This window comes from Williamsia soli (genome assembly GCF_017377795.1).
Taxonomy (GTDB): Bacteria; Actinomycetota; Actinomycetes; order Mycobacteriales; family Mycobacteriaceae; genus Williamsia; species Williamsia soli.
In genome coordinates this window covers 174518-199357 of record NZ_JAFRDR010000007.1, presented here as the reverse complement: position 1 = coordinate 199357, position 24840 = coordinate 174518, and the positions used below count along the sequence as shown (strand labels likewise).

Annotated in this window: 25 protein-coding genes and 1 pseudogene; 9 read left to right on the top strand and 17 right to left on the bottom strand. The window is 65.4% G+C overall.

Annotated elements, in window-relative coordinates; genetic code table 11:
• Positions 1–5 precede the first annotated feature (5 nt).
• Positions 6–704: a sterol desaturase family protein gene (locus tag J3S28_RS19245; RefSeq protein WP_207842341.1), complete on the bottom strand. Its 699-nt coding sequence runs from the start codon at positions 702–704 to the stop codon at positions 6–8.
• Entirely contained in the window at positions 694–1455 is a 762-nt protein-coding gene (locus J3S28_RS19240) for a FadR/GntR family transcriptional regulator (protein ID WP_207842340.1), read from the bottom strand. Before J3S28_RS19240 ends, J3S28_RS19245 begins: the two co-directional genes overlap by 11 nt.
• 86 nt (positions 1456–1541) lie before the next feature.
• On the opposite strand from J3S28_RS19240, the gene J3S28_RS19235 reads away from it, so the two are divergent.
• On the top strand, positions 1542–2975 hold the full coding sequence (locus J3S28_RS19235) for an amidase (RefSeq protein WP_207842339.1): 1434 nt from the start codon (positions 1542–1544) through the stop codon (positions 2973–2975).
• A 10-nt stretch (positions 2976–2985) separates the two neighbouring features.
• Here J3S28_RS19235 and J3S28_RS19230 read toward each other — a convergent pair whose 3' ends face one another.
• The 5 genes from J3S28_RS19230 to J3S28_RS19210 all read right to left on the bottom strand — a co-directional run bounded on the left by J3S28_RS19230 (position 2986) and on the right by J3S28_RS19210 (position 8896).
• Positions 2986–5082 carry a RecQ family ATP-dependent DNA helicase gene (locus J3S28_RS19230; protein ID WP_207842338.1) on the bottom strand — a complete coding sequence of 699 codons (2097 nt, stop codon included), beginning with the start codon at positions 5080–5082 and terminating at the stop codon, positions 2986–2988.
• A 47-nt stretch (positions 5083–5129) separates the two neighbouring features.
• Positions 5130–6146 (bottom strand): PrsW family glutamic-type intramembrane protease, encoded by a 1017-nt coding sequence (locus tag J3S28_RS28420; RefSeq protein WP_207842337.1) that lies wholly within the window; start codon positions 6144–6146, stop codon positions 5130–5132.
• Positions 6147–6300: 154 nt separating this feature from the next.
• Positions 6301–7080 carry a DNA-3-methyladenine glycosylase family protein gene (locus tag J3S28_RS19220; RefSeq protein ID WP_237341791.1) on the bottom strand — a complete coding sequence of 260 codons (780 nt, stop codon included), beginning with the start codon at positions 7078–7080 and terminating at the stop codon, positions 6301–6303.
• 136 nt (positions 7081–7216) lie between these two features.
• The gene (gene lpdA / locus J3S28_RS19215; protein ID WP_207842335.1) at positions 7217–8602 is read right to left on the bottom strand and encodes a dihydrolipoyl dehydrogenase; all 1386 of its coding nucleotides are present in this window, start codon (positions 8600–8602) and stop codon (positions 7217–7219) included.
• A 117-nt stretch (positions 8603–8719) separates the two neighbouring features.
• Entirely contained in the window at positions 8720–8896 is a 177-nt protein-coding gene (locus J3S28_RS19210; RefSeq protein ID WP_207842334.1) for a hypothetical protein, read from the bottom strand.
• Positions 8897–9030: 134 nt separating this feature from the next.
• Between J3S28_RS19210 and J3S28_RS19205 the strand changes: the two genes are divergently transcribed.
• Positions 9031–10251, top strand: a complete 1221-nt coding sequence (locus J3S28_RS19205; protein ID WP_207842333.1) for an oxidoreductase — start codon at positions 9031–9033, stop codon at positions 10249–10251.
• Here the strand turns inward: J3S28_RS19205 and J3S28_RS19200 are convergent.
• The 3 genes from J3S28_RS19200 to J3S28_RS19195 are packed head-to-tail and all read right to left on the bottom strand — an operon-like array spanning position 10248 to position 11843.
• Positions 10248–11276, bottom strand: coding sequence for an RNA polymerase sigma factor (locus J3S28_RS19200; RefSeq protein ID WP_307797264.1), 1029 nt, complete (start codon positions 11274–11276; stop codon positions 10248–10250). The genes J3S28_RS19205 and J3S28_RS19200 overlap by 4 nt on opposite strands.
• A gap of 2 nt (positions 11277–11278) precedes the next feature.
• Positions 11279–11470, bottom strand: coding sequence for a hypothetical protein (locus tag J3S28_RS28795; RefSeq protein WP_307797263.1), 192 nt, complete (start codon positions 11468–11470; stop codon positions 11279–11281).
• A 4-nt stretch (positions 11471–11474) separates the two neighbouring features.
• Positions 11475–11843 (bottom strand): YciI family protein, encoded by a 369-nt coding sequence (locus tag J3S28_RS19195; protein WP_207842332.1) that lies wholly within the window; start codon positions 11841–11843, stop codon positions 11475–11477.
• A gap of 186 nt (positions 11844–12029) precedes the next feature.
• Here J3S28_RS19195 and J3S28_RS19190 point away from each other — a divergent pair, with 186 nt between their 5' ends.
• Genes J3S28_RS19190 through J3S28_RS19180 form a run of 4 tightly spaced genes read left to right on the top strand, consistent with a single transcriptional unit; the run spans position 12030 to position 16210 of the window.
• Complete coding sequence (locus J3S28_RS19190; protein WP_237341790.1) at positions 12030–12959, top strand: M43 family zinc metalloprotease; 930 nt, start codon at positions 12030–12032, stop codon at positions 12957–12959.
• A 5-nt stretch (positions 12960–12964) separates the two neighbouring features.
• Positions 12965–13210, top strand: coding sequence for a hypothetical protein (locus J3S28_RS28415; RefSeq protein ID WP_237341789.1), 246 nt, complete (start codon positions 12965–12967; stop codon positions 13208–13210).
• Positions 13207–14139 carry a M28 family metallopeptidase gene (locus J3S28_RS19185; protein WP_207842331.1) on the top strand — a complete coding sequence of 311 codons (933 nt, stop codon included), beginning with the start codon at positions 13207–13209 and terminating at the stop codon, positions 14137–14139. The genes J3S28_RS28415 and J3S28_RS19185 overlap by 4 nt, the downstream gene beginning before the upstream one ends.
• A 37-nt stretch (positions 14140–14176) precedes the next feature.
• Positions 14177–16210 (top strand): prolyl oligopeptidase family serine peptidase, encoded by a 2034-nt coding sequence (locus J3S28_RS19180; RefSeq protein ID WP_207842330.1) that lies wholly within the window; start codon positions 14177–14179, stop codon positions 16208–16210.
• Between the two features lie 21 nt (positions 16211–16231).
• On the opposite strand, the gene J3S28_RS19175 is transcribed toward J3S28_RS19180, so the two are convergent.
• Positions 16232–17746: a DUF2079 domain-containing protein gene (locus tag J3S28_RS19175; RefSeq protein ID WP_207842329.1), complete on the bottom strand. Its 1515-nt coding sequence runs from the start codon at positions 17744–17746 to the stop codon at positions 16232–16234.
• Between the two features lie 124 nt (positions 17747–17870).
• On the opposite strand from J3S28_RS19175, the pseudogene J3S28_RS19170 reads away from it, so the two are divergent.
• A pseudogene (locus J3S28_RS19170) lies at positions 17871–18613 on the top strand (TSUP family transporter).
• A gap of 10 nt (positions 18614–18623) precedes the next feature.
• Here the strand turns inward: J3S28_RS19170 and dinB are convergent.
• From dinB to ppk2, 3 genes are read right to left on the bottom strand one after another with little or no spacing between them, the layout of a single operon-like run.
• A complete protein-coding gene (gene dinB / locus J3S28_RS19165; protein WP_307797262.1) occupies positions 18624–19847 on the bottom strand; it encodes a DNA polymerase IV in 1224 nt (407 codons plus the stop codon).
• Between the two features lie 42 nt (positions 19848–19889).
• The gene (locus tag J3S28_RS19160) at positions 19890–20711 is read right to left on the bottom strand and encodes a hypothetical protein (RefSeq protein ID WP_207842328.1); all 822 of its coding nucleotides are present in this window, start codon (positions 20709–20711) and stop codon (positions 19890–19892) included.
• Positions 20712–20754: 43 nt separating this feature from the next.
• Positions 20755–21723, bottom strand: a complete 969-nt coding sequence (gene ppk2, locus J3S28_RS19155; protein ID WP_207842327.1) for a polyphosphate kinase 2 — start codon at positions 21721–21723, stop codon at positions 20755–20757.
• A gap of 186 nt (positions 21724–21909) precedes the next feature.
• On the opposite strand from ppk2, the gene J3S28_RS19150 reads away from it, so the two are divergent.
• A complete protein-coding gene (locus J3S28_RS19150) occupies positions 21910–22431 on the top strand; it encodes a VOC family protein (RefSeq protein WP_207842326.1) in 522 nt (173 codons plus the stop codon).
• Positions 22432–22525: 94 nt separating this feature from the next.
• Here the strand turns inward: J3S28_RS19150 and J3S28_RS19145 are convergent, their stop codons facing one another.
• The gene (locus J3S28_RS19145; RefSeq protein ID WP_237341788.1) at positions 22526–23095 is read right to left on the bottom strand and encodes a DUF6764 family protein; all 570 of its coding nucleotides are present in this window, start codon (positions 23093–23095) and stop codon (positions 22526–22528) included.
• Between the two features lie 345 nt (positions 23096–23440).
• On the opposite strand from J3S28_RS19145, the gene J3S28_RS19140 reads away from it, so the two are divergent.
• Positions 23441–23878: an SRPBCC family protein gene (locus J3S28_RS19140; RefSeq protein WP_207842325.1), complete on the top strand. Its 438-nt coding sequence runs from the start codon at positions 23441–23443 to the stop codon at positions 23876–23878.
• A 17-nt stretch (positions 23879–23895) separates the two neighbouring features.
• Here the strand turns inward: J3S28_RS19140 and J3S28_RS19135 are convergent, their stop codons facing one another.
• Positions 23896–24117: a DUF3263 domain-containing protein gene (locus tag J3S28_RS19135; protein WP_207842324.1), complete on the bottom strand. Its 222-nt coding sequence runs from the start codon at positions 24115–24117 to the stop codon at positions 23896–23898.
• Between the two features lie 229 nt (positions 24118–24346).
• A complete protein-coding gene (locus J3S28_RS19130) occupies positions 24347–24787 on the bottom strand; it encodes a PPOX class F420-dependent oxidoreductase (RefSeq protein WP_207842323.1) in 441 nt (146 codons plus the stop codon).
• Between the last annotated feature and the right edge of the window lie 53 nt (positions 24788–24840).

Sequence of the window (24840 nt, the reverse complement as noted above, 5' to 3'; positions counted from 1 at the left end):
GCGGGTCAGAGGGCGTGCAAGTTCTTCGCGGTCGGCGATTTCTCGACACTCTCGGGGTCGGGGTTCGTCCGCAGCACACGGTCCGCGGTACCCGAGGTCGTGACCGTGAACCAGTAGTGCTCGTTCTTGTAGTGGTGGAACCTGTGGTGGCGCCAGGTCGCCTTGTACAGCTTGCTTTTCGGCTTGTAGTCGGTGTGGATCAGATAGTGGGTCCACTCGTAGATCATGCCCAGCACACCGAGCGTCACCATGAAGGTCAGCCCGAGACCCACCCGGCCGAAAGCGAACAGTCCCAGGACCAGAGCGAGGGGTAGGACACCGCAGAGCACCTGCCATGGGATGAAGATCAGCGGAATGTTGCGGGGGTCGGAGTGGTGTTCGCGATGCTTGCGCGAGAGCAACGAATCAACGGTGATCCGGCCGAGAACCCTCGGACGCCAGTGCAGGATGAACACGTGGATCAGCCACTCCGCCACAGGGAATGACAGGATCATCGCTACCGGAACGAGGATGTCGGTCCACACCCAGTCTCCGACAGTCACCCTGGCGGCCGCCGACGCGGCAAGAAATGTCACGATCATCCACGGCGTGGGGTGCCGCACGAACTCCCGAAAGGCGGAACCGAGTGTCACCGTCCGCCGCTGCTTGCGCAGCGTGCGCTCATCGGCTCGAAGGTGCGCGCGAGCATCTCGATCAGTCGTCATTGTCTTCCTCCGTCTCCGCCAGTGCTTCCTGCAGAAGCTTTTCCATCTCTCCGAAGGCAGACAGCAACGCCGTGGTCCCGGGCTCGAGCAAGATTGCCGCCGCGTGCGCGGCTGCACCCGGGTTGCGACCTGCGATCGCGTCGACGATCCGCCGATAACCCTCGGCATTGCCGACCTCACCGGACAACGCGGCCGCCAGGGCGGGCAACGCGGGCTCGTACGCGGAACGCATCGTGTTGTACATCAGGCGGAAGGCGATCGAGTCGGCGCCGTCGACGATGGCGTCCCAGAAGTCGAGCGCAGCCCGCTGCTGCGCGATGGGGTCGGTGAGTTCGACCAGTTGTGCTGCCGCCGCCCGAGCGACGACAATCTGGTCCTCACCGGCGCGCAGCGCCGCAAGTTCTGCGACTTTGGGACCGATATGGGCCCGAGCCTCGACCACCGACCGTGCGACAGCGACGTCGAGTTCACCGCCGCGGATGAGCAACTTCGGGAGTAGGTCGAGGCCGCCGAAGCGGCGGACGTCTCGAACTGTCGTGCCACCGCCCTGCCGGATGGTGACCAGTCCGGCCGCGGCCACCCGCTTCATCGCCTCGCGCACCGCCGGACGCGAAACACCCAGTACCCGGGCGAGCTCGCGCTCGCTGGGGAGGTTCTGACCTGCAGGAAGCTCGCCGCTCAGCACTCCTTCGACGATCTGCTCGAAGACATCCTCGGGAACGCTGCGGTGCTCGATCGGTTGGAAAGCCATGCTGCCACGGTAGAAGCAGGGTGGTCATAGGTCAAGTGGTCTTACCACTTGTCAGTGAAATCGAGGTCTGCGTTACCGTGTCAGCCATGACTGAGCGCACACATGTTCACGCCTTTGGCGACGATGCACTGGGAGACCTCGACGCCACCGGCGTCGCCGCCGCGATCGCGTCTGGCGAGATCGGTGCCAGGGAGGCGGCAGAGGCCGCGATCGCCCGCGCCGAACTGGTCAATCCCGCGCTCAACGCGCTCGCACTGCGGGACTTCGATCGGGCGCTCCAGGCCGCGAACTCGCCGGCGAAAGGCGTCTTTTCCGGCGTACCGACATTCATCAAGGACAACACCGATCTCGACGGCCTCCCGACCGGCCACGGATCACAGGCAGTGCAGCCCAAGGCGAAAAGTAAGACGGAGCCATTCGCCGAGCAATACCTGTCCACCGGGATGACGATGCTCGGCAAGACGACGTTGCCCGAGTTCGGCTTCAACGCGACGACTGAATACCAATCCCTGCCCCCGACGCGAAACCCGTGGCACACCGGTTACTCGAGCGGTGCGTCGTCAGGCGGTTCCGCGGCTCTAGTGGCGGCAGGCGTCGTACCCATCGCCCATGCCAACGACGGCGGCGGCTCGATCCGCATCCCTGCCGCCGCATGTGGCCTGGTCGGGCTGAAACTGACGCGAGGGCGCGAGGTCCAATCACTGCAGGGCAAGCAGATGCCCGTCGACATCGTGTCCAACGGCGCGGTGACCCGGACTGTTCGGGACACCGCGGCGTTCGTCGCCGCACTTGAGAAATTCCGTCCGGCCAGAAAGCTGAAGCCGATCGGAGACGTCGCCGGCCCATCGACCCGGCGCCTGAAGATCGGGTTGATCACCGACTCGATCGCCGGCGATCCCACGGACGCCGACACCGCCGCCGCTGTCTTACACACTGCCGAACTGCTGACGTCGCTGGGCCACGACGTCGTCGAGTTCGCAGTCCCGACCGACCACACCTTCGTCCGCGACTTCGTCCACTACTGGGCGCTGATGGCGTTCTCCACCCAATATTTCGGGAAGGTGGTCACTGGGGATCGGTTCGACCGATCCAAGACCGATGCCCTGACGAAAGGATTGGCCCGCAACTTCATCCGGAAGCCCTGGCTCACGCCCGTGTCCATCCGCGGGCTCAAACGCAGCGAGACCCGGTACCGCGAAGCGTTCGAGAACCTCGACGTCGTATTGTCCCCCGTGTTGGGTCACACCACCCCAGAGCTCGGATTCCTTTCTCCGGCAGCCGGCTTCGACGTGATGTTCCCCCGCCTCGTCAACTACGTCAGCTTCACCCCACTGAACAACGCCGCCGGCGGACCGGCGATCTCCCTACCGCTGGGGCGCGCCACCAACGGGCTTCCGATCGGCGTCCACTTCTCCGCCGCCCACGGTGATGAGCGCACCCTGCTGGAACTGGCGTTCGAACTCGAAGCGGCGCAACCCTTCGCGCGGATCCAGGATCAGCACGCGACCGGGCCCGCTTGAACAAAGGCGGCTAGTTGGTGCTCGCGAGCGCGAACGGGAGCACCTCGTCGACACCGGCGCGACGCAGGTGCCGCGCCGCCATCGTCAGGGTCCAGCCGGTGTCGGAAAGATCGTCGATCAGCAGGATCGGGCCGGCGAGGTCTGCGATGATCGACGGATCCGGATCGACCCACGAACCCTCCAGCGCGGCGACCCGATAGGCCGAGTTGGCAGCGGTCACCGGCCGGCGATCGGGCGCGTAGCCCAGGATTCCCAGATTCGTCAGGCGCCCGAGCTGCGACAGCTTGTCGACCACGGATCCGATCAGAAGCGGGTGCGTGTCGGAGTCCAGGCCCATGATCGCCGTGGGTCGCGTCTGCCAGGGCCAGGCCGCCAGGACCGCGACGGCCGCTTTGATCACCTCATCGGACGCCGGGGCATCGGGTTCGTCGAGCAGCCGTCGTAGGCGGGTGCCCCAGCCCAGATCACTGAGTCGTCCGATCACGCGGCCCATCGAGGGGCCATCGCCGATCTTTCCGGTCAGCTCCACACCGAGCTTCTTCATGCCGGTCGGCCATTGCTTGCGCGGTGCCAGTTCGACACCGGGTCGCTGCAGCTGATCACGCGCGGCATCAAGTGAGCGGCCGTCGACGTCGGCCGAATAGCGTTGGCCCGCACAGTTGTCGCAGCGACCGCACTTGCTGTTCGGCTCCAAGTCGGGGTCGTCGAGCTGGGCCCGCAGGAACGACATGCGGCAGTCGGTGGTCGATTGGTAGTCGAGCATGGCCTGCTGCTCGCGGCGGCGGGCCTGCTCAAGTTTCTCGTAGCGCGCCTCGTCGTACTCCCATGGCTGACCGGTACCCAACCAACCGCCCTTGACGCGTCGGACCGCGCCGTCGACATCGAGGACCTTGAGCACCATCTCCAGACGCGAGCGACCCAGATCGACGAGCGGCTCGAGAGCCGGGGTGGATTGCGGACGTTCGGTGTCGAGAACGTCGATCACCCTGCGCACCAATGTCTCCGAAGGGAAAGCCACCGACGCGAAGTACCGCCAGATCTCCTGATCCTCGCTGCCCGGCAGGAGGATCACCTCGGCACTCGCGGTGGAGCGGCCGGCGCGGCCGACCTGCTGGTAGTAGGCGATCGGCGACGACGGGGCACCGAGGTGTATGACGAACCCGAGGTCGGGCTTGTCGAATCCCATGCCCAGAGCCGATGTCGCGACCAGTGCCTTGACGTCGTTGGCGAGTAGGTCGGATTCGAGCTGCTCGCGCTCCGCGGAATCGGTCGCACCGGTGTAAGCGGCCACTTTATGGCCCAGGTCGGTGAGCAGCGTGGCGACGTCGCGGGCCGCAGCCACGGTGAGGGTGTAGATGATTCCCGAGCCCTCGATCGAGTCAATATGTGCAGCAAGCCATGCCACCCGTTCGGCCGAGGTGGGCACCTTCACCACCGACAGATGCAGCGACTCTCGGTCGAGTCCGCCGCGCAGCACCAGTGTGTCGCCGCCACCCACTCCGAGCTGGGCCGCGACATCGTCGACCACCCGGTCGTTCGCGGTGGCGGTGGTCGCGAGAACCGGTACATCGGTACCCAGTTCTGCAACCAAGGTGCGGATCCGCCGGTAGTCAGGACGGAAGTCATGGCCCCAGTCCGAGACACAGTGGGCTTCGTCGACCACGACCAGGCCGGCGTCCGCCGCCAGCGCCGGCAGGACGTTGTCGCGAAAATCGGGGTTGTTGAGGCGCTCGGGGCTGACCAGCAACACGTCGAGATCGCCCTCGGCGACGCGCCGGTGGATGTCGTCCCACTCGGTGACGTTTCCGGAGTTGATCGTCGCGGCCTTGACCCCCGCCCGCTCCGCCGACGCCACCTGGTTGCGCATCAGCGCGAGGAGCGGCGACACGATGACCGTCGCGCCGCGACCCTCGGCCCGCAACAGTTTGGCCGCGATGAAATACACCGCCGATTTTCCCCAGCCCGTGCGCTGTACGACCAACGCCCTGCGACGCTGCACCACCAGCGCCTCGATCGCGGTCCACTGGTCATCGCGCAGCTCGGCCTCGGGCCCCGCCAGCTGCTCGAGGATCTCTTGCGCCTGTTCACGGGTTGCGGTGGTCGTCATGACCCCATGGTGCCCTGTACCGCCGACAGGTCTCGAATCCGCGGGTGCTACTCCGGACGCCAGCGCCTCGGGTTGCCGGTGACCACGGCCGGCGGCGCGAGTTGGCGCGCCCGCGGCAGGTACATGAAGTAGAACCACAGCCACAACAACGGGAAGGACAGCGCCGCGCCCAACAGTTGCTGATGCTCGGTGACGATGCCACCGAGGACCCCGTCATTGAAGCTGTGATAGACGATCGCGAGGATGAATGTGACGATGGCTGGGCGGCTGAAGAACTCCTTGCCACGCCACGCCGAGAGCCACGCGACCGCGGCCACGGCCGCCACGGTGAACGGATGCATCAGTTCGATGAACGACCGGACGAACACCATCGCAAGAGCGCCGTAACGTTCGGTGTCCTCGGCGCTCAGATGCTGGTGCATCTGATGATCGTGAGCCAGATGGGTTGCACCGGCGACGTACTCGGCACCCTCCACGATGCCGAACACCAGACCTGAGATGAACACCAGCGCGAATCCGGTCCGTGGATCCCGCACGTCCCCGCCCAGGAAGAAGAACAGCAGAACCGGCACCAGCAGTTTGGCAGTCTCCTCGATCGGTCCTGCGCCGAAGAGCGAACCGACATGGCTGCCGACCGGGCCGGGAATCTGCATCTGCAGTTTTTCGATGCCGAACGCCAGGCCGAGGGCCACGGCACCGGAAAGCAGCCCGAGCGGCAGGATTCGACGCAGATTCACCACGTCCGCAAGGTCGAGGCGGGCCCACGCGATACGTGCCGCCGCCACGAGCGTCCCACCCGCGGCGAAGAACCCGGCAATCGCGAGCAGCCAGGTGAGAGGTTCATCGCCGGTGAATGCGAGGAGCGCAAGGACGACGCCTATGACCCAACCAATGAGTACGAAGAGCATCCAGCTGTGCGTGTGCCAGTTCCTGACACCACGTTTGGGCAGGCGCGCGACGCATCGATCGGGGATCGGCTCACCGATCCACGCGTGTCCGTCCCACTCCCGGACGTACCCCGGCTTGCCGGTGCGGTACCTGGTCTCTGTCACCTCAGTCGTCACCGCTGAATCGTATGTGATCGTCACAGTCATTTCCTGCCGAAATGAACACTCGGCGAGCAGGTCCGGGATTCAATAGAAGCGGCATGCTATCCGCCGACCGTGCCAATCCGACCATCTTGGGCGGCATTTTTGGCACGGTGGGCGGCATCTCGGGTCAGATGTTGCGGTAGTCCCGGGTGGGCATGCGTGGGGCCCGGCGGGCGGGCATCTTCATGTACAGCATGATCAATCGAATGACTCGAAAGCGATGTCCGGCATAAGGTTCGAGCAATTCGAGCATCCGGTCATCGTCGATGCGCTGACCGATGAGCGCCCGCCCGACCATGGACGGGACGTGGAAGTCCCCCACCGGGACGGCGTCCGCGTCGCCCACCGCGCGACAGCGAACTTCCGCGGCCGTCCACGGTCCGATCCCCCGCAACAACTCCAGGCGGTCCACCTTGCGTTCGACGTCGTAACCCGCAGCATGGACGATGGTGCGACGCCGTGGCGGCTCAGCACCGCTGGCATGCCATTCCCACTGGGGTATCTCGCGCCAGACCTCCCGGGGCGGAGGGACTTTCATACTCGGCGACCCCGGCGCGGGTTCGCCGTACTTGTTGACGATATACCGCCAGGCCCGCCAGGCCTCCCGGCCGGTGACCTTCTGTTCCAGCACGGCCGCAACCAACGCCTCCCACACCCGATCGGTACGGCCGATCCGCAAACCCTGTCCCAGATGCGCGAGTTTGCCGACGACCTCGTCATGAGCGACGAAGTCGTCTGGATTGTCTTCACTGCCCAGCATCAGCGGCAGCTGATCGAGCAGCCACTGTCTGCCCGGACCCCACGCGCGTCCGAGTACTGCTTCCCCCGACCGCGACACCGCCAACGTCCCCGGGCCGTCCGGGGTATGGATCGCCCGCCAGATCGAGCCGTTCGGCGCGTATTTCATCGCGGGGTCGCCGCTGCCGCGGCGGTGCAGGCCTATCGTCGCCCGAATGTCCAAGGGCCAGGGCGGAGTCCACAACCTGGAGACGGGCGCGGGGCCCGGCGAAGTATCGCCGGGCCCCACGCCTGTCACTGAAACTCTAGAGATTGATCATGTGCCCGATGGCGCCGTGGAAGGTCTCCTGCATCGCCTCGGACAGGGTCGGATGGGTGTGGACATTGCGGGCCAGTTCGTTGGCCGTGAGGTCCCACTTCTGGGCCAGTGTCAGCTCGGGAAGCATCTCGGAGACGTTGTCGCCCACCAGATGTCCGCCGATCAGTTCATCGTGCTTCTTGTCGGTGATGAGCTTGACGAAGCCGGCGGGCTCGCCGAGACCCTGGGCCTTGCCGTTGGCGGTGAACGGGAAGGTGGTGACCTTCACGTCGTAGCCCTCGTCCTTGGCCTGATCCTCGGTGAGTCCGAACGAAGCGACCTGCGGCTGACAGAACGTGGCGCGCGGCATCATCCGGTAGTCGCCGAGCGGCATGGTCTCGACGCCGGCGATCGTCTCTGCCGCCACGACACCCTGCGCCTCGGCCACGTGAGCGAGCTGCAGCTTCGCGGTCACATCGCCGATCGCGTAGATGCCCTCGACGTTGGTGCGCATGAACTCGTCGATGGCGATGGCGCCGCGATCGGTGAGTTCGACGCCGGTCTTGTCCAGACCGAAGCCCTCGACCCGGGGTGCGAATCCGACCGACATGAGCACCTTGTCGACGGTGAGCTCACCCTCTTGGTCCTTGGCGTCTTTGTACTTGACGACGACCTGCGAGCCCTGGTCGTCGACCGACTGGACCTTGGTGGAGGTGAGCAACTTGATGCCGAGCTTCTTGTACTGCTTGGCCAGCTCCTTCGAGGAATCCTTGTCCTCGTTGGGCAGCACGCGGTCCAGGAACTCGACGATCGTGACGTCGACGCCGTAGTTGGCGAGCACGTAGCCGAACTCCATGCCGATGGCGCCGGCACCGACGATGACGATCGAACCGGGGAGTTCACGGGTGAGGATCTGCGTTTCGTAGTCGACGACGTTCTCCGACAGCTTGACGCCGGGCAGCGACTTCACCGTGGATCCGGTGTCGATGATGACGTTGTCGAACGTGATCTCCCGGTCGCCGACCTCGATGGTCTTGGCGTCCTTGAACACGCCGTAGCCATCGATCTCGGTGATCTTGTTCTTGCGCATCAGGAAGTGCACACCTTTGACGATCTGGTCCGAGACCTTTCGGCTGCGGTCGAACGCCGCGCCGAAATCAAAGCTCACGTCCCCCGAGATGCCGAAGGTCTTCGCCTGATGATTGAAGATGTGCGCGAGTTCGGCGTTGCGCAACAACGCCTTGGACGGGATGCAGCCCACGTTCAGGCATACACCACCCCAGTACTTCTCTTCGATTACTGCGGTTTTAGCTCCGAGTTGCGCCGACCGGATCGCGGCGACGTAACCTCCCGGACCTCCGCCAAGGACAACTGTGTCAAAGTGTTCAGCCACGACGTCCACCCTACGTCGCAGCAGTTCGGTGCGCTGACGGATACCCCCTTGTCGGGGCTCAGATCGCTGCAGGCGAACACGCGGACCGAAAGACGGTCACCCCCGGCGACGTCTACTTCAGCCCGCAGGAATCCACAGCCATCGGTCGGGCCGCGCCATCGACACCGCGCTGTTCGATCCGCTGTCCCGGTATTCGGCGGCGTCGGGGTCGGCAGGGAGTCCGTCGAAGGCCGGGCTGTTCTCGGGTTCGCACAGCCCCAGATGGCGAGGACTCGGATGTATCCGTGCATTCATGTGAACGCCCCTAACGTCGCAGTCCCCGACCGCTCCGTGTCTTCGGAGCACACATTCGTGTCTGGATGTGCACTCCTCTGGTATTCGGTACCCAACCGCGTCCGGATTGAACCCTTACGGTGCCGAACTAGAACATGTTCTTGTTTGGCGTGCCGATCAGCGATACCGTCGCGAAGGTGCAGCCCACACCCTTTGCTCCAGCCGACCTCGGTCCGTTGCGTCTACGCAATCGGCTCATCAAGTGCGCGACCTTCGAAGGGGCCACACCCGACGCGCTGGTCACCCCGCAACTCATCGAGTTCCACCGGGAGGTCGCCGCCGGTGGGGTCGCGATGTGCACCGTCGCCTACTGCGCGATCTCCCCGGAAGGACGCACCGACCGCCATCAGATCTGGATGCGACCCGAGGCGATACCCGGTCTGATCGAACTCACCGACGCCATCCACTCCGAAGGCGCCCTGGCGGCGGCACAGCTCGGCCACGCCGGGCCGGTCGCCAACTCGATCTCCAATCAGGCCAGGGCGCTCGCCCCGTCGCGTATCCCCGCCCCGATGGGTATGGCGCTGTGCAAGAAGGTCGACACCGACGACATCGCGGTGATCCTCGCAAAGTTCCGGCGGGCCGCCCGGATCGCCGTGGACAGCGGGTTCGACGGGCTCGAGATCCATTTCGGCCACAACTATCTCGCGAGCTGCTTCTTGAGCCCACTGCTCAATCGCCGCCACGACGCGTACGGCGGTTCGCTGATCAATCGCGCACGCTTCTGCCGCGAGATCACCCAGGCCGTCCGCGACGAGGTCGGCCCCGACATCGCTGTCTGGGCAAAACTGAGCATGTACGACGGATTCCCGGGGAGCTTCGGTGTCGACGAGGCCTGCGAGGTCGGGAGGCTCTTCGAGTCCGACGGCTATCTCGACGCCATCGAGCCGACCGCGGGCAGTTCATTGCTGAACCCGATGTACCTGTTCCACGGCGACGCTCCCCGCAAGGAGTTCGCCGACGCGTTCCGTGGTGCCATGAAATGGGGACTGAAGGCCGTCGCGCCCTTCTTCCTCAAGGAGTACGACTACCACCCCGCCTACCTGCTGCCCCTGTCCCGGCAACTGCGGGCCGCCGTGTCGATGCCATTGATACTGCTCGGCGGCGTCACCGATCGGGCTTCGATGGACCTCGCGCTGGCCGAGGGCTTCGATTTCATGGCGATGGGCCGGGCCCTGCTCCGCGAACCAGACCTGCCGCTGCGAATCGAGGCCGATCCGACGACAGTGTCGAAGTGCACGCACTGCAACCTCTGTATGCCCACGATCTACACGCACACCCGTTGTCCGGTCAGGACCGGCGAGGTGGTGGCCTAGGTCGAACCCTCCCGCCGCCTGGCCAGATGCCGGCGTTCGGCGGGGTCGGTGGTCAGGGAGATCGCTTTGTCGAACGCCGCGATCGCGTCCTCGCGTCTGCCGAGCCGGTCCAGCAAGTGTGCCCGGGCACTCCATGCCGGCTGGAAGTGCGTCGTCTCGTCGCTGATGGCGTCGAGTAGTGCAAGCCCTGCCGCCGGCCCGTCGATCTCCGCGGTCACCACGGCCGACGCGACGGTCCCACCCAGGCTCGGCGCCACCGCGTCGAGCGTCTGGTGCAGCTCCCGCAGCGTCGGCCAGTCGGTGGCCCCCGTGTCCCGGCGTGCGATGTGCACGGCCTGCATGGCGGCCTCGAGCTGGAATCGACCGAGATCACCCAGCGGATGGGCGGCCCGCAGGAGCTCGATACCGCGGTCGATCAAGGCACCGTCCCACAGCGCGACATCCTGCTCCGGCAGCGGAACGAGATTGCCCACGGTGTCGAACCTGGCGGGCAGACGCGCGTTCGACAAACAGATCAGCGCGGCGAGTCCGAGCGCCTCGGCGTCACCCGGAGCCACGTCCACCAGCGTCTGGGCCAAGTAAGAAGACTCGGTCGTCAGCGACTCGCGGACCTCGGCGCCACTGCTGTGCCAGTCGATGGCATGGGCTCCGTAGACGGCTTCGAGGACGGCGGGCATCCGGCCGGGCAGGACGTCACGGTCGGGTATCCGGAACGGGATCCGAGCATCCTTGATCCGGCGTTTTGCCCGGACCAGACGGGCGGCAAGAGTTTTCGACGGAATCGCGAATGCACGTCCGATCTGTTCGGCGGTGAAACCGAGCACGGTGTTCAGCATCAGCGGGGTATGCACTGCCGGGTTGATCGCGGGATGCGCGCACACGAGCATCAAAGCGAGGCGCCGGTCCGGTATCGCGTCGGGGTCGATGGCATCGAGGTGTGCGCCGCAGTCGCGGCCGGGATCGATCTCCACCGACGTCCGATGCGACGCCGACTTCCAACGATCCCGCTGCCGGTTCCGGGCCACGGTCAGGATCCAGCCGTCGGATTGTCCGGTATCCCGTCAACCGGCCACCGCGTGAGCGCCCGCTCGAACGCATCCGAGAGCGCGTCCTCCGCGGCGGGCACGTCACCGTCGGCCGCCGCGAGCAACGCCAGCAACCGCCCGTACGAGGTGCGGGCAGCCTGCGCGGCCCACACCGTCGCATCGGTATCGGTCATCGGCTCAACGCCAGGCGCCGTCGATCAGCGAGATGGCGACCGGACGTACCTCGATCACGCCGTACTGCGCGCCCGGGCACTTCTCGGCCCACGCCAGCGCCGCGTCGAGGTCGGGGACATCGATCACGAAGACCCCGGCCAACGCTTCCTTGGTGTCGGCGAACGGTCCGTCCTGCACCTGCACGCTTCCGTTCCGCAAGGTGACCGTGGTGCTCGCGGCCACCGGTTGCAGGATCTCGCCGGCGACGAGGACGCCCGCCGACTCGAGCGCCCTGCCGTAGACACCGAAGGCCTCCTGCATCTCTTCGATCGCCTCCGCTGGAATCTCGCCCTCGGCCGGTTCGACGTTGTTCAGCAGTAGTGAGTAGCGCATGATGTGCTCCTTCGAGTTTCTGTGTTCATTGTCGCTTGCACAGTGATGACGATCGACGTTCTATCGAATCGACACCGTTCCCGAATTGGTGGGTGGTGGTGACCAAAGCCCCAGGTCGGGTCCGCCAGAACCCACCAAGATCGGGGTGGTGGGGAACCGAGATCGCTTCCGGTGCGTCTGACGCACATGACGAACATCGAGCCCCCGACCCGTCGCACCTGCGGGGCGATGGCAGAACATCGCCGGTTGCTGACCGAATCAGCCGATTACCGCCGCACCAGGGCCGCGCTGGAGAACACCACCATCGATTTTCAGCGATTGGAACGGTCCACCGACGAGATCGTCCAGATCCCGGTGGTCGTGCACGTCGTGGCAAGGACCGCCGCCGAGAACATCTCTGATGACCAGGTGGTCAGCCAGATCGAGGTTCTCAACCACGACTACCGGGCGACCAACGCAGACCTGGCGACCGTGCCCGAGGTGTTCTCCGAACTCGTCGGCGACGCCAGGATCGAGTTCGTCTTGGCGAGCGTCGACCCAGACGGCGAGCCGACGTCGGGGATCACCCGCACCTCGACGTCCCAGAGTTCCTTCGGCACCGACAACGCGATCAAATACAGCGACAGCGGCGGTACCGACGCCTGGCCCGCCGACCGCTACCTGAACATGTGGGTGGGCCAGCTCCGCGGCGGGCTCCTGGGCTACGCGCAGTTCCCCGGCGGCCCGAAGGACACCGACGGCGTGGTGATCACCCACACCGCATTCGGGACCACCGGAACGGCAACGGATCCGTTCAACCTCGGTCGCACCGCCACCCACGAGGTCGGGCACTACCTCAACTTGTTCCACATCTGGGGCGACGACGGCAGCGGCTGCGGCGGCACCGACGAGGTGTCCGACACCCCCAATCAGGGTTCGGAGAACACCGGCAAGCCAACCTTTCCGAAGGTCAGCTGCGACAACGGTCCCTCGGGCGATCTGTTCATGGACTATATGGACTATGTCGACGACGACACGATGGTCATGTTCACTGCTGGGCAGGTCAGCCGGATGCGCACCTGCCTCGAGACTGCCCGGTCTTCACTGCGGGCGCCCACGCCGACCGCATCGAGGTAGCTGACATGCCCGCCCAGACCTGGTGGCACTCCTTCGAGGAAGACCACGACGACGTCGCGGTCTACCGACCCGACGGCTTCGGCTTTCCACCGGCCCGGGGGCGTCGCGGACTCGAGCTCGATCCCGACGGCACCGTCGTCGAGCTCGGACTGGGTCGCGACGACACCCCGAGCCGCGCGGCGCCCGGGGCCAGCACAACCGTGGAGGTCGTCCGTCAGGCCGATGACCGACTCGAGATACGACGACTGTGAGCGAGCATGAGACAACCTGTCGCCGATCGGGTGCCGCGCGGATCGACCCGTCGCTGCTCGGGCAACCACCAAGGGTGGAGGGCGCCCGGGATCCGGAGCTGGCCACCCTCGTCGCAACGTTGTCCCCCGCACACTACGAGCGGTATCTGACGACGATCGCCGCCCCGACCACCCGACACTCGCTGAGCCCGGAGTTCGCCGCGGTGATGACGTTCGCCGCAACCGAGCTAGACCGTTTGGGCTATTCCGTGATCCGCCGTCCCATCGCCGTCGGAGCCGGCCGGAGTGAGAACCTGCTCGCCCACCGCACCGGAACCGGCGCAGCTCCCCGGGGGCTCGTCGCGGTCACCGCGCATCTCGACTCGGTGAACCAGGAAGGCCGCTCACTTCCCGCACCAGGTGCCGACGACAATGCCAGTGGATCGGCGGGCGTCCTCGAGCTCGGCCGTGTCCTCGCCGGCAGGACCTGGTCGAACGATGTCGTGCTGATCCTGTTCGGCGGCGAGGAACAGGGATTACTCGGGAGCATCGACCATGTCGGCGGGCTCGACACCGAGACCCGAGCTCGCTTGAGCGCGATCATCAACATGGACATGATCGGTCGGAAGAACACCACGCAGCCCGGAGTCATGATCGAAGGTGGTACTGCATCGAAGGCTTTGATGTCCGAACTCGTCGCCGCTGCCGGCACCTGGACCGCACTGCAGGTGACCACGTCGCTGAACCCGTTCGCGAGCGATCACGTCCCGTTCATCGATGCCGGACTCCCGGCGGTTCTCACCATCGAGGCCGATGACCGCGCGAATACCGATGTACACACCGCCGGCGACGTCCTCGACACCGTCGATCCGTCTGTCGCACTCGAGATACTCACGATGAACCTGGCCGTCCTGGCCAGGCATCTCGAGGGCCGTCCCCCGACTCCCTGACTGCCCGGAGGTGAGCCGTTGCGGCAGACTGGTCGGCGTGAGTGATTCCGATCCCTACCTCTGGCTCGAAGATGTGACCGGCGACAAGGCCCTGGCCTGGGTCCGCGAGCACAATCAGCCGACCATCGACACGTTGACCACATCGACGAGGTTTTCCGACCTGCAATCCGGCGCTTTGGAGGTCCTCGACACCGACGACCGCATCGCGTATGTCCGCCGCCGTGGCGAGTACCTGTACAACTACTGGCGCGACGCCGCCAACCCGCGCGGCCTGTGGCGTCGCACCACCTTGGAGCAGTACCGCACCGACGCCCCGGAATGGGACGTGCTGATCAACCTCGACACCGTCGCCGCCGACGAGGACGAGAACTGGGTGTGGAAAGGCGCACTGGTGCTGCGCCCCGATCACCGCCGCGCGCTCATCCTGCTGTCGCGGGGAGGTGCCGATGCATCGATCGTCCGCGAGTTCGACATGGTCGCACGGACGTGGGTCTCCGCCGACGATGGCGGATTCACGTTGCCCGAGAACAAGTCCGACATCGGTTGGATCGACGAGGACACCGTTTACGTCGGTACCGACTTCGGTGACCAACCCGATGGCGGATCCGCACTGACCAACTCCGGCTACCCGCGCGTGGTCAAGCGCTGGACCCGCGGTACTCCCTTGGAGCAGGCCGCGGTGGTGTACACCGGCGCCGTCGAAGACGTGGCAGTGCAGGCGATGTACGACGACACGATCGGATTCGAGCGTCACTTCCTCATCCGGTCGACAGACTTCTTCAACCAGGAATTCTACGAACTCGACGGCGACGCGATCACTCTGATCGATGTCCCCAGCGACGCGCATACGAGCGTCCATCGGAACTGGCTCCTGGTCTTCACCCGGTCACCGTGGCGGCTCGACGAACAGACCACCTACCCGACCGGCACCCTGCTGGTCTTCGACTACGACGGCTACAAGAACGGCAGTCGCGATGCGACACTGCTGTTCTCGCCCGATGCACACACGAGCCTGCAGAACTTCTCGTTCACGTCCGCGCATCTGGTATTGGTGACCTTGCGAGACGTGCAGACCGAACTCCGGTTGCTGAGCGTCGACGACTGGAGTGTTTCCGAGCTCGCCGGTCTACCGGGATTGGCGACCATCGGTGTCCTCGACACCGATCCCGATCACAGTGACGAGCTGTTCTTGTCGGCGAGCAGCTTCACCACGCCTCCTAGCCTGCTGCATGGGTCGAGCACGGACGGTGTCGCACCCATCAAACAGTCGCCTGCACTCTTCGACACCGCGAATGTGACTGCGTCACAGTATTTCGCGACGTCCGATGACGGCACCCAGGTGCCGTATTTCGTCGTCAAGCGGGACGACGTCGACGCCGGGCCAACCCTGCTCTACGGCTACGGCGGTTTCGAGAACTCGATGACACCCGCCTACGGCGCGATCTCGGGACGCAGCTGGATCGAGCGGGGCGGGATCTACGTGATCGCGAACATCCGGGGCGGCGGAGAGTACGGACCGACCTGGCACACCCAGGCGCAGCTCGCCGGCAGACATCTCGTCTACGAGGATTTCTCCAGTGTCGCAAAGAACCTCGTCGAGCGCGGACTGACCACTCCCGAGCAGCTCGCGGCCCAGGGTGGATCGAATGGCGGGCTGCTCATGGGAGTGATGCTCACGAGTTACCCCGAGCTCTTCGGCGCGCTCGTGTGCCAGGTCCCATTGCTGGACATGAAGCGCTATCACCTGTTGCTCGCCGGGGCCTCATGGGTGGCGGAATACGGAGATCCGGACGACCCGGAGCAGTGGGAGTTCATCTCGAAATATTCTCCCTATCAACTTCTCCGTGAAGACGCGACCTACCCCGAACTCCTGATGACCACCTCCACGCGCGACGACCGGGTCCACCCGGGACACGCACGTAAGTTCGTCGCCCGCCTCGAGGAGTACGGCCACACGGTGAGCTACTACGAGAACATCGAGGGCGGGCACGGCGGTGCGGCCGACAACAAACAGGCGGCGTTCAAGTCTGCTCTGGTCTACGAGTTCCTATGGGAGAAGTTGAGCCGCTGAGGCCGTGAAAGGCGTTGATGATCAACGTCGCTCGAGCAACACAACCCCGTCCCGCTCGCCGACCTCGCGGTACCCGCCACCGTTCTCGACCTTCGCGAGGGCGTCTCGAACACCCTCCGGACTGGTCGGGAACATGCCATAGGTGTTGGTGTCCACCAAGATCCACTGCGGAATGGACCGATCCCGGTCGAGCCGCGGGAAGAGTGTCACCTCGTGATCGGCCACCAACTGCGGTGCGATGTTGTTGGTGGCGGCCACCGACTCTCCTGCCGGTATCTGCTTTTCGAGCGCCGCAACTGCCTGTGCCGCGGTGGCCGGCGTGTAGAAATCGCGTTCGGCCAGCCGGTGCAGCGGGCCACCCGCAGTCAGCACCACTGCGATCACCGCGGCGCCCGCGGCGAACCCGGTCAGCACCCGGCGCGAGCTGCCACGCCTGCGCAAGGTCATCAGCGCATCGATCATCGCGACGAACATAACCGGCATCAGGATGGCGTCGTAGTGGTAATCGTCGGACCAGTAGAGGTGATTGGTGCTCCAGAAGCGCCACGCGATGGTCGGGATCGCGACAAGTGCGATCGGTGAGCGAACCGCGAGGAACACCGTGATGACGAGGAGCATGAACGCGGTGGAAGCCCTGGCATCTCCGGCGGCGAACCCGAGCACCAACTCGCGAACCCCGTCGGCGGGCGACTCCGCGAACTTCGATCCGTACGAGTAGTCGGCACTGCTGAAGGCCGGCACGATCACCTTCGCCGCAAGCACGGTCCAGGCCAGACCCCAAACCGCGGTCGCTGCCGCCCACCGGTACGTCCGCGATCCGCAGCGCACTGCGACGACAGCCGCAACCACGGCAACCGTCAGTCCGAGGTCTTCTTTGCAGAACACCAACGGCAGCGCGTAGAGCAAAGCCGCCCGCCAACGCTCCTCCACCAACGCCACGAGCGAGAAGGCCATCAGCGGCACCGCGAGTGCGATCTCGTGGAAGTCGAATGCCAACGCGTGCGCCACACCCCAGGCCAGGCCGTAGGCGATCGCGATCAGCACCCCGATCACGACGCCCAGTTGTTTGGTGGCGAGCCGGACAATCGGGATCGCGGCGACAGCGAACAGAAGCGCCTGGACGATCAGCAACGTGATCGGAGACGGGCACAGTCGATACAGCGGACCGATGAGCGCGATCCAGGGTTGGAAGTGGTCGCCCATCAGATTGATGTCGGTGCCCTCCAAAGGGACCATCGGCGCCTCGAAGCGGCTGTACGCCTTGACCGCCTGCGTGAAGATCCCGAGGTCCCAGCCGGTGAACCCGAGCCGTTCATACCGCCTCACGGCGTAGACGATGTAGAGGGTCGCGGTGATCGCGAAGGTCGCGAGCGCCACCACCCAGGGCACCTGCCACGACGGCAGTGGCAGGCGCGCCGCAGCTCGTCGACTCCGACGGAGATTCTCACCGGAGCCGGCGTCAACAGGCGCCGACGCCTCGTCGTCGACGACGTCCGGGGTCAGGTCGTCCGAGTCCGACACGGTGGGTGAAGCCATCTAGACACCGTAGCGAAGAGTGCGCGACCCCTCTACCAGCAGTTTTCGAACAGCCGTGCGGGCGGCTCACTTCCCTGACCATGCCCGCCCCGCGTTGTCATCACCACGCCACTCCGGAGGTTTCATGCCTACCCTGCTTGTCGTCGCCTTCGTAGGACTGTTCGGTCAACTCGTAGACGGCAGCCTCGGCATGGCGTTCGGCGTCACCGCGACCACATTGCTACTCGCCTCGACCACGCTGTCACCGGCAGCCGTGAGCGCGACGGTGCACCTCGCCGAGATCGGCACGTCCCTGGTGTCCGGGTTCTCGCACTGGCGGTTCGGCAACGTCGACTGGAAGGTCGTCGTGTCTTCGGTGGGTTCATAGACGCCACCGGCGGCGGTGGTTGGGGACCGGTCGGTACGCCCGCACTCCTCGCCTCCGGCCGGATGGAGCCGCGCAAGGTGATCGGCACGATCGACACCAGCGAGTTAATCATCGCTGTGGCCGCGTCCATCGGATTTCTCACCAACTTCAGCGGCGAAGGCATCAACTTCGGTTACGCGACGGCCATCCTGGCCGGTGGTGTGATCGCGGCACCCATCGCGGCGTTCCTCGTCCGGCACATCCCGCCCCGGCTGCTCGGTGCCGGCGTCGGCGGTCTGATCATCCTGACCAACACCCGCACGATCATCGGAAAAGACGGCTTCGCACTGGACACCGGCGCACGCTGGGTCATCTACTCGATCATCATCGCGATCTGGGTAGGCGCGTTCGCGTACTCGTTCATCCAGTACCGACGCGATTCCGCCGCGGAGTCCGCGGAGGCCATCCGGGAGGTCGCCGAGCGTAACGAGCGAGACGCTCTGGCGACGACCCCCGCCTGACCCAGGAGTCTCAGTCGGGCAGCATCGGCGCCGACATTCCCGCATCGCGGCCGAGGAGCACCGCGCGGGTGACCGAACCGGCGCCGAATCGGTCGCGTAAACCGTCGATGGTGATGTCGAGTTTCTCTTGGTGATGCTCGTCAAACGGCAAGGCCATCTGGATGGACCCGTTGCTGTCGAGGTTGGTCAACGATAGACCGATCAGCGTGCAGCCCTTGCTGCGGATGATCGGCATCGCGTCGTCGAGGAGGGCTCGCGCGGCGGTCATGAGTACCTGGGTGCCGTCGGTCGGTTCGTACAGGGTCCGCGAACGGGTGGCCCTGGTGAAGTCGTCGAATCGGAGCCTCAATATCACCGTGCGGCAGACTCTCTCGGCTTTCCGTAGACGTTTCCCGAGCCGGTCGACGATCGCCACCATCGTCGCCTCCAGATCTTCCTGGGACTTGGGCTTGCGACCAAGCGCACGCTGCGACCCGATCGATCTTCTCCGCTTTCCTCCCTCGACCGGGCGCGGATCACGCGCCAGGGCCAACGCGTAGAGGTGGCGTCCGGCCCCGCGACCCAGCAGCGAACCCAGCGGCGCCTCGCCGACTGCGGCCAGGTCACCGACGGTGTTCAGCCCGGCATCCCGCAACTTGCGCGCCGTGACCACTCCGACGCCCCACAACCGCTCCACGGGCAGCGGATGCAGAAAGGACAGTTCCTCGCCGGGTGGTACCTCGAGCAACCCATCCGGTTTGCCCACCGCGCTGGCCACCTTGGCGAGAAACTTCGTCCGCGCGATGCCCACGGTGATCGGCAGACCGACGTCCACCCGGACCTGCTCACGCAGCCTCGCGCCGATCTCCCTCGGGGTGCCGCTGACCCGGTACAGACCGCCGACGTCGAGGAACGCCTCGTCGATCGAGATGCCCTCGACCAACGGCGTGGTGTCGTGGAAGATCTCGAAGACCGCGCGGCTCGCCTCGGTGTACGCATCGAATCGAGGCGGCATGACCACCGCCTCGGGGCACAGCTTGCGGGCGTCGCGACCGTTCATGGGAGTCCGGACACCGCAGGCTTTGGCCTCATAACTCGCGGCGAGGACCACCCCACCGCCCACGATCACGGGCCGTCCACGCAACTCCGGGTGGTCGCGTTGCTCGACCGAGGCATAGAAGGAGTCAAGATCGGCGTGCAGAATGCTCGCCTGCTCTCTCGGCACCCGCGCGTGCGCTCCCGGTTCATCCGACACGAACACATGTTCGCATGGGCGTCCGACAGTGGCTACTCGCCGCTACCTGCGGCGCTCGAGCAGCGCTGAGATCAGCAGGCCTATCGCGGCCAACGCAACGCCGGCGCCAACGGCGATCAGTCCGACGTTCTGCATGTTGTCGACGACCTTGTCGACCATCAGATCTGCGACCTCACGCGCCGATCCCTCGGCGCCGCCGACTTCGTCCTGCGCCCGGCGACGGGCCCATTCGCCGAGCAACCAGGTCAGGATCCCGCCGATGACGACGCCGAAACCGACTGCCAGCAGCACCAGGCCACGACGGCGGGCGAAGATCAGCGCGCCGAGGGTCGCGACGATCGCCGCTATTGCCACGCCGAAAGCGATGTACCCGATCTGCTCACCGAGCTGGTGATAGCGGCCCGCCTCGAGCCCGGCCTGCGCCGAGTCGCTCAGTGGCACCTCGATGGGCCCTTCGACCTGGATCGCACCGAGCCCCTGCTCGGAGAGCACCCGGTTCACCATCGGGGTCAGGTCGAGGGACATCACCCGCCCCTCGTCCTCGGGAGTGGCTTCAGAGAACAACCAGTCGTGCTGCTGGTTCATCACCTCAGCGAAGTCCTTCGGGAACTCGCTGCCCCGGGTGTAGGCGTCGGCCAGCGGCTGCACCAGCGCCGATGGCACCAGCGGTGCGGCCACCCCGACCTGCGTGGTGATCTCATCCGCGATCAGTTGCTGCACCTTCGCGTTGTCTGCGAGGGGCGCAACGGTTTCTGAGAACCCATCGCGGTCGACCACGTGCTCATTCACCCAGAACGCGGGCACGGCGATGGCAGCCCCGACGATGGCGACGAGGCACAACAGAGCAGTCAGGAATGAACGCACCGGCCCAGGCTACCGATCCGCACGCCGCAGATCGCGCAGGTGCCTATTCACCGGCGAGGTCACGCGCCCGTCCGACGATGAGCGGATCAGGCTCACCGACAACGCTCTCGTCCTTGTTGTCGTAGTCGAAGAGGTTCAGGACATGACGCATCGCGTTGAGCCGAGCGCGCTTCTTGTCATTGCTCTTCACCACGGTCCAGGGCGCGTGGTCGGTGTCGGTGAAGGTGAACATCTCTTCCTTGGCTGCCGTATAGCGGTCCCATTTGTCCAGCGAAGCGAGGTCCATCGGCGAGAGTTTCCATTGCCGGACCGGATCGACCTGCCGGATCGCGAACCGGGTGCGCTGTTCCAGCGGGCTGACCGAGAACCAGAACTTGGTCAGGCTGATGCCGTCGTCGACCAGCATCTGCTCGAACAGTGGGGCCTGACGGACGAATGTCGCGTGCTGCTCCTCGGTGGCGAATCCCATGACTCGCTCGACGCCGGTGCGGTTGTACCAGGACCGGTCGAACATGACGATCTCGCCGGCAGCCGGAAAGTGCTGGACGTAGCGCTGAAAGTACCACTCGGTGGACTCCCGTTCGCTGGGCTTCTCGAGGGCCACCACGCGCGCACCACGAGGATTGAGGTGCTCCATGAAGCGCTTGATCGTGCCACCCTTGCCTGCGGCGTCACGGCCTTCGAACACCATGATGTGCCGCCGGTTCGTGGCCTTGATCCACTGCTGCAGTTTCAGCAGTTCGATCTGCAGCAACCGCTTGTCGAGTTCGTACTCGTCACGGCTGAGCCGTTCGTCGTACGGGTAGTCCTCCCGCCAGGTGTCTATGACGTTGCGACCGGGGAGGGTCAGCAGTCGCGGGTCGTCGTCGTCGCGATCGTCGACGAGGAATTGGGTCGTATCGGCGAGGTCGACGATGTGCTGCAGGGCCTCGCGCCCGGCGACAACGCTGAAGTCCGGACCGATATCGGGATGGTCAGGACCAAAATCTGAAAGACGCAGGATCTCGTTCACCGATCAAATCTAATCCGTCGCGACCACCGAGACATGGCGAGCCGATGAACGCGGGACAAACGCGCACCGTAACCCGCGTCTCGCGATTGCGGACCGAACCTGACCTCGATCAGTCATACCTTCTAGCCGACAGCACATCCGCTCCGGAACCGCCGGAGAGACCGACAACACAAAGGGGTCCACCAGATGAGTGATTCAGTTCCTGCCGGCTACACCACGGTTGCACCCTGGATCGTCACCGACGATACCGGCGCCCTGCTCGATTTCGTCAGCACCGCATTCGGCGGCGTCGAGCTCGCGCGTGTGGCCACCGCCGACGGCACCATCGGCCATGCTGAGATTCGCGTAGGCGACACCATTCTGCTGGCGTTCGACCGTAGGCCTGACTGGCCGACGATGCCGTCACTGCTCCGGGTGTTCGTTCCCGACGCCGAGGCCGCGTTCGCCACCGCAGTCGATGCAGGCGCCACAGTCGTCACCCCGTTGTCGGACAGTGCGTGGGGCGACCGCGGGGGCCGGATCCGCGACCCGTTCGGCAATATCTGGTGGGTGGTGTCGCGAGTAGAGGAGGTCCCCGACGAGGAGATTTGGCGCCGGCTCGCGCTCCCCGAGTACGCCGAGTCGATGCGGGTGGCCCAGCAGACGTTCGACAGGGAGATGACCGGGCGGTCGGTGGGCTTCTCGAGCGCACCGATCGCTCCTGCCTGAGACCGGCATGAATCCAGCACGAAGGGCGACACCGTCAGCGGCGCCGCCCTTCGTTGGAAGTGCGGGGGTTTTCGTGTGCGCCCCCGCCCTGGGTCTACTGAGGTCTCGGTGTCGAGAGCCAGATGCCACCGGAGCCGATGCAGGCCTGGCCGGTGTTGGTATCGATCGCGGCGGCGAAGCTACCGGTGCACTGGGCTCCGTACTCGCCGGAGTAGGCCGTGCCGCCCCACCCGGCAACCGCCAGCGAGGTGCCGCCCTGCCGGGCCTGCGTGATCGCGAGGCCGCCGGGGCCGGTCGTCACCGAGTATCCCGTACCGCCGGACACCGCCCCCGACAACGCCGCCGTACCCGGTTGCAGGTTGATGGCCGTGGCGTTGCCGCCGGTGTCCGACGACGCGACTGCGGTGCCCTTGCGACTGTGGTCTTCGGCGCGCGCGGTACTACCCGGTCCGGCCTTGGCCCCGCACCCGCCGTGGCCGTCTGTCCGGATTACGTTGTGTCCGTTGGCTGCTGTGCAGGTCAGCGGATCCGCCGATGCCGCGCCACTGCCGGCGAGACCGGCCAGCGCAAGCGCTCCCGTTCCGACGAGACCCACCACCGCGACCCGGACCGCGGTCCGCTGACGCCTACGAAACACCTTGCGAATGAACAACCTTGGTCCCATCGAGATAGAAATGTGCAATGTCCCCCGCGCTCGTCGAAACGGACCGGATCCGGCCGCGACTTCCTCGAGCACCCGCGAGGCCCGGGTTGGTCCCGGGCGCCGCTCAGGGCTGAGCGTACTCCCGCGCACGGCCTCCGTGCCGCCGTTCGATTGCATCGGTCCGGTCACGAAATCGGCCCCGACCGAGCGCTCTGTCCTCACCGGTCAATGTTGTTGCCACGGGGCTCAATTGCGATCCCGTCAACCTCTGACCGCGACGTCCGATTTCCCGCTGTCTTCGACACCGGTGTCCACCTCTTCGGAACCAGCCTCAGAATCGTTCCCCGTCGGTGTACTTTTTGTTCCATGCCTGTCAACGCGAAGACCGAGTTCGATATCGATGCACCGCCTGCGGTCATCATGGAAATCCTCATGGATGTCGAAGCACTCCCCGACTGGTCCGGCCCCCACAAGAAGGCCGAGATCGTCGACGAGCACGACGATGGTTCACCCAAGACCGTGAAGCTCGAACTCCAGGCGGTCGGTATGACCGACCACCAGCTGCTCAGCTACACCTGGACCGAGAACACCTGCACCTGGGACCTGATCGAGGCGGATCAGCTCTCGCACCAGCACGGGCAGTACACCGTCACCCCGAAAGGCGAGGGATCACATGTCGCCTTCGAACTCGAGGTCGACCTGAAGATCAAATTGCCCGGCCTGATCGTCAAGCAGGCTCAGAAAACCGCGTTGAACACCGCCCAGAAGGGGCTGAAGGAAGAAGCCAAGCGCCGGCTCGCCTGAGCAGGAGCTGATCCGTCCTACTTCGCCATCCAGAGCCGCCGCCGGACGACGCCGCGCATCTCGTCCACTGCGACGGGTGACAGCGTCTCGGGCGGTTCGGTCTCGAGGAGATCGTTGATCTTGATGAAGTAGTCGCGGTCGGACATCCCGAAGCGCTCGTGGATCTGCTGCGAGGGGCCACCGCCGAGCGGGTACCAACGGACCTCGAAGTCCAGTAATTCTTGAGCTTCCGGTGACATGGCAACCCCCTTCGGGCAAGTGACTGATGTCACCAAGGGTAGCGCGGCGGGGCATGGTTACCGCCACTAGAAATCAGGGCAATTCTAGGGCGGAACCGGACAGCGGAATTTGGACGCCTGTCATGAGTGTCGTTGCGCCAGTTGGGCGGTTCACAGAAGCACACGTTCCGGTCATATGCACACGTTGCGACGTGTGCATATAACTGAAGCGTGTGTTTCTGTGCCGCGATCAGATCCGGTCCGACACCTGCCCGTAGACGTGGTCGGCGTGCAGCCGGATCACGAGGCGCTGGTCGGAGACCAGGGCCCGGGCGTACTCGTCCCAGTCCGGGTGCTCGCCGAGGATGTCGCGGTAGACATCGATCAGCTCCGACACCGTGTCGTCGTCCTGCGTCTGCTCTGCGACCGGGCTGAGCTCCACTCGACCCTCGGCGACGACGTACGACCAGCCGTCGGCACTACTGACGTGAATGCTGGCCCGGGGGTCGCGACGGAGGTTCGTCACCTTCGCACGGCTCGCGGTGACCGAGATCCGGAACAGCCGCGTCCGTGGGTCGAAGGCATAACTGATCGTCGACAGCTGCGGCACCCCGCTGCGCCGGATGGTGGCCAGGGTGCCGCGGGTGTGTTCGGTGACGAACTCGATGAGAGCAGCATCTTCGGAGGACATGACCCGACTATCGCGGTGCCGGCACATCCTGGCAAGTCAGAACGACCCCGGGG

Coding starts and splice junctions, on each gene's coding strand:
- J3S28_RS19245 (WP_207842341.1), bottom strand. CDS start 704: ATGACGACTGATCGAGATGCTCGCGCGCACCTTCGAGCCGATGAGCGC.
- J3S28_RS19240 (WP_207842340.1), bottom strand. CDS start 1,455: ATGGCTTTCCAACCGATCGAGCACCGCAGCGTTCCCGAGGATGTCTTC.
- J3S28_RS19235 (WP_207842339.1), top strand. CDS start 1,542: ATGACTGAGCGCACACATGTTCACGCCTTTGGCGACGATGCACTGGGA.
- J3S28_RS19230 (WP_207842338.1), bottom strand. CDS start 5,082: ATGACGACCACCGCAACCCGTGAACAGGCGCAAGAGATCCTCGAGCAG.
- J3S28_RS19220 (WP_237341791.1), bottom strand. CDS start 7,080: ATGAAATACGCGCCGAACGGCTCGATCTGGCGGGCGATCCATACCCCG.
- J3S28_RS19210 (WP_207842334.1), bottom strand. CDS start 8,896: ATGAATGCACGGATACATCCGAGTCCTCGCCATCTGGGGCTGTGCGAA.
- J3S28_RS19205 (WP_207842333.1), top strand. CDS start 9,031: ATGTTCTTGTTTGGCGTGCCGATCAGCGATACCGTCGCGAAGGTGCAG.
- J3S28_RS28795 (WP_307797263.1), bottom strand. CDS start 11,470: ATGACCGATACCGATGCGACGGTGTGGGCCGCGCAGGCTGCCCGCACC.
- J3S28_RS19195 (WP_207842332.1), bottom strand. CDS start 11,843: ATGCGCTACTCACTACTGCTGAACAACGTCGAACCGGCCGAGGGCGAG.
- J3S28_RS19190 (WP_237341790.1), top strand. CDS start 12,030: ATGACGAACATCGAGCCCCCGACCCGTCGCACCTGCGGGGCGATGGCA.
- J3S28_RS28415 (WP_237341789.1), top strand. CDS start 12,965: ATGCCCGCCCAGACCTGGTGGCACTCCTTCGAGGAAGACCACGACGAC.
- J3S28_RS19175 (WP_207842329.1), bottom strand. CDS start 17,746: ATGGCTTCACCCACCGTGTCGGACTCGGACGACCTGACCCCGGACGTC.
- J3S28_RS19150 (WP_207842326.1), top strand. CDS start 21,910: ATGAGTGATTCAGTTCCTGCCGGCTACACCACGGTTGCACCCTGGATC.
- J3S28_RS19145 (WP_237341788.1), bottom strand. CDS start 23,095: ATGGGACCAAGGTTGTTCATTCGCAAGGTGTTTCGTAGGCGTCAGCGG.
- J3S28_RS19140 (WP_207842325.1), top strand. CDS start 23,441: ATGCCTGTCAACGCGAAGACCGAGTTCGATATCGATGCACCGCCTGCG.
- J3S28_RS19135 (WP_207842324.1), bottom strand. CDS start 24,117: ATGTCACCGGAAGCTCAAGAATTACTGGACTTCGAGGTCCGTTGGTAC.
- J3S28_RS19130 (WP_207842323.1), bottom strand. CDS start 24,787: ATGTCCTCCGAAGATGCTGCTCTCATCGAGTTCGTCACCGAACACACC.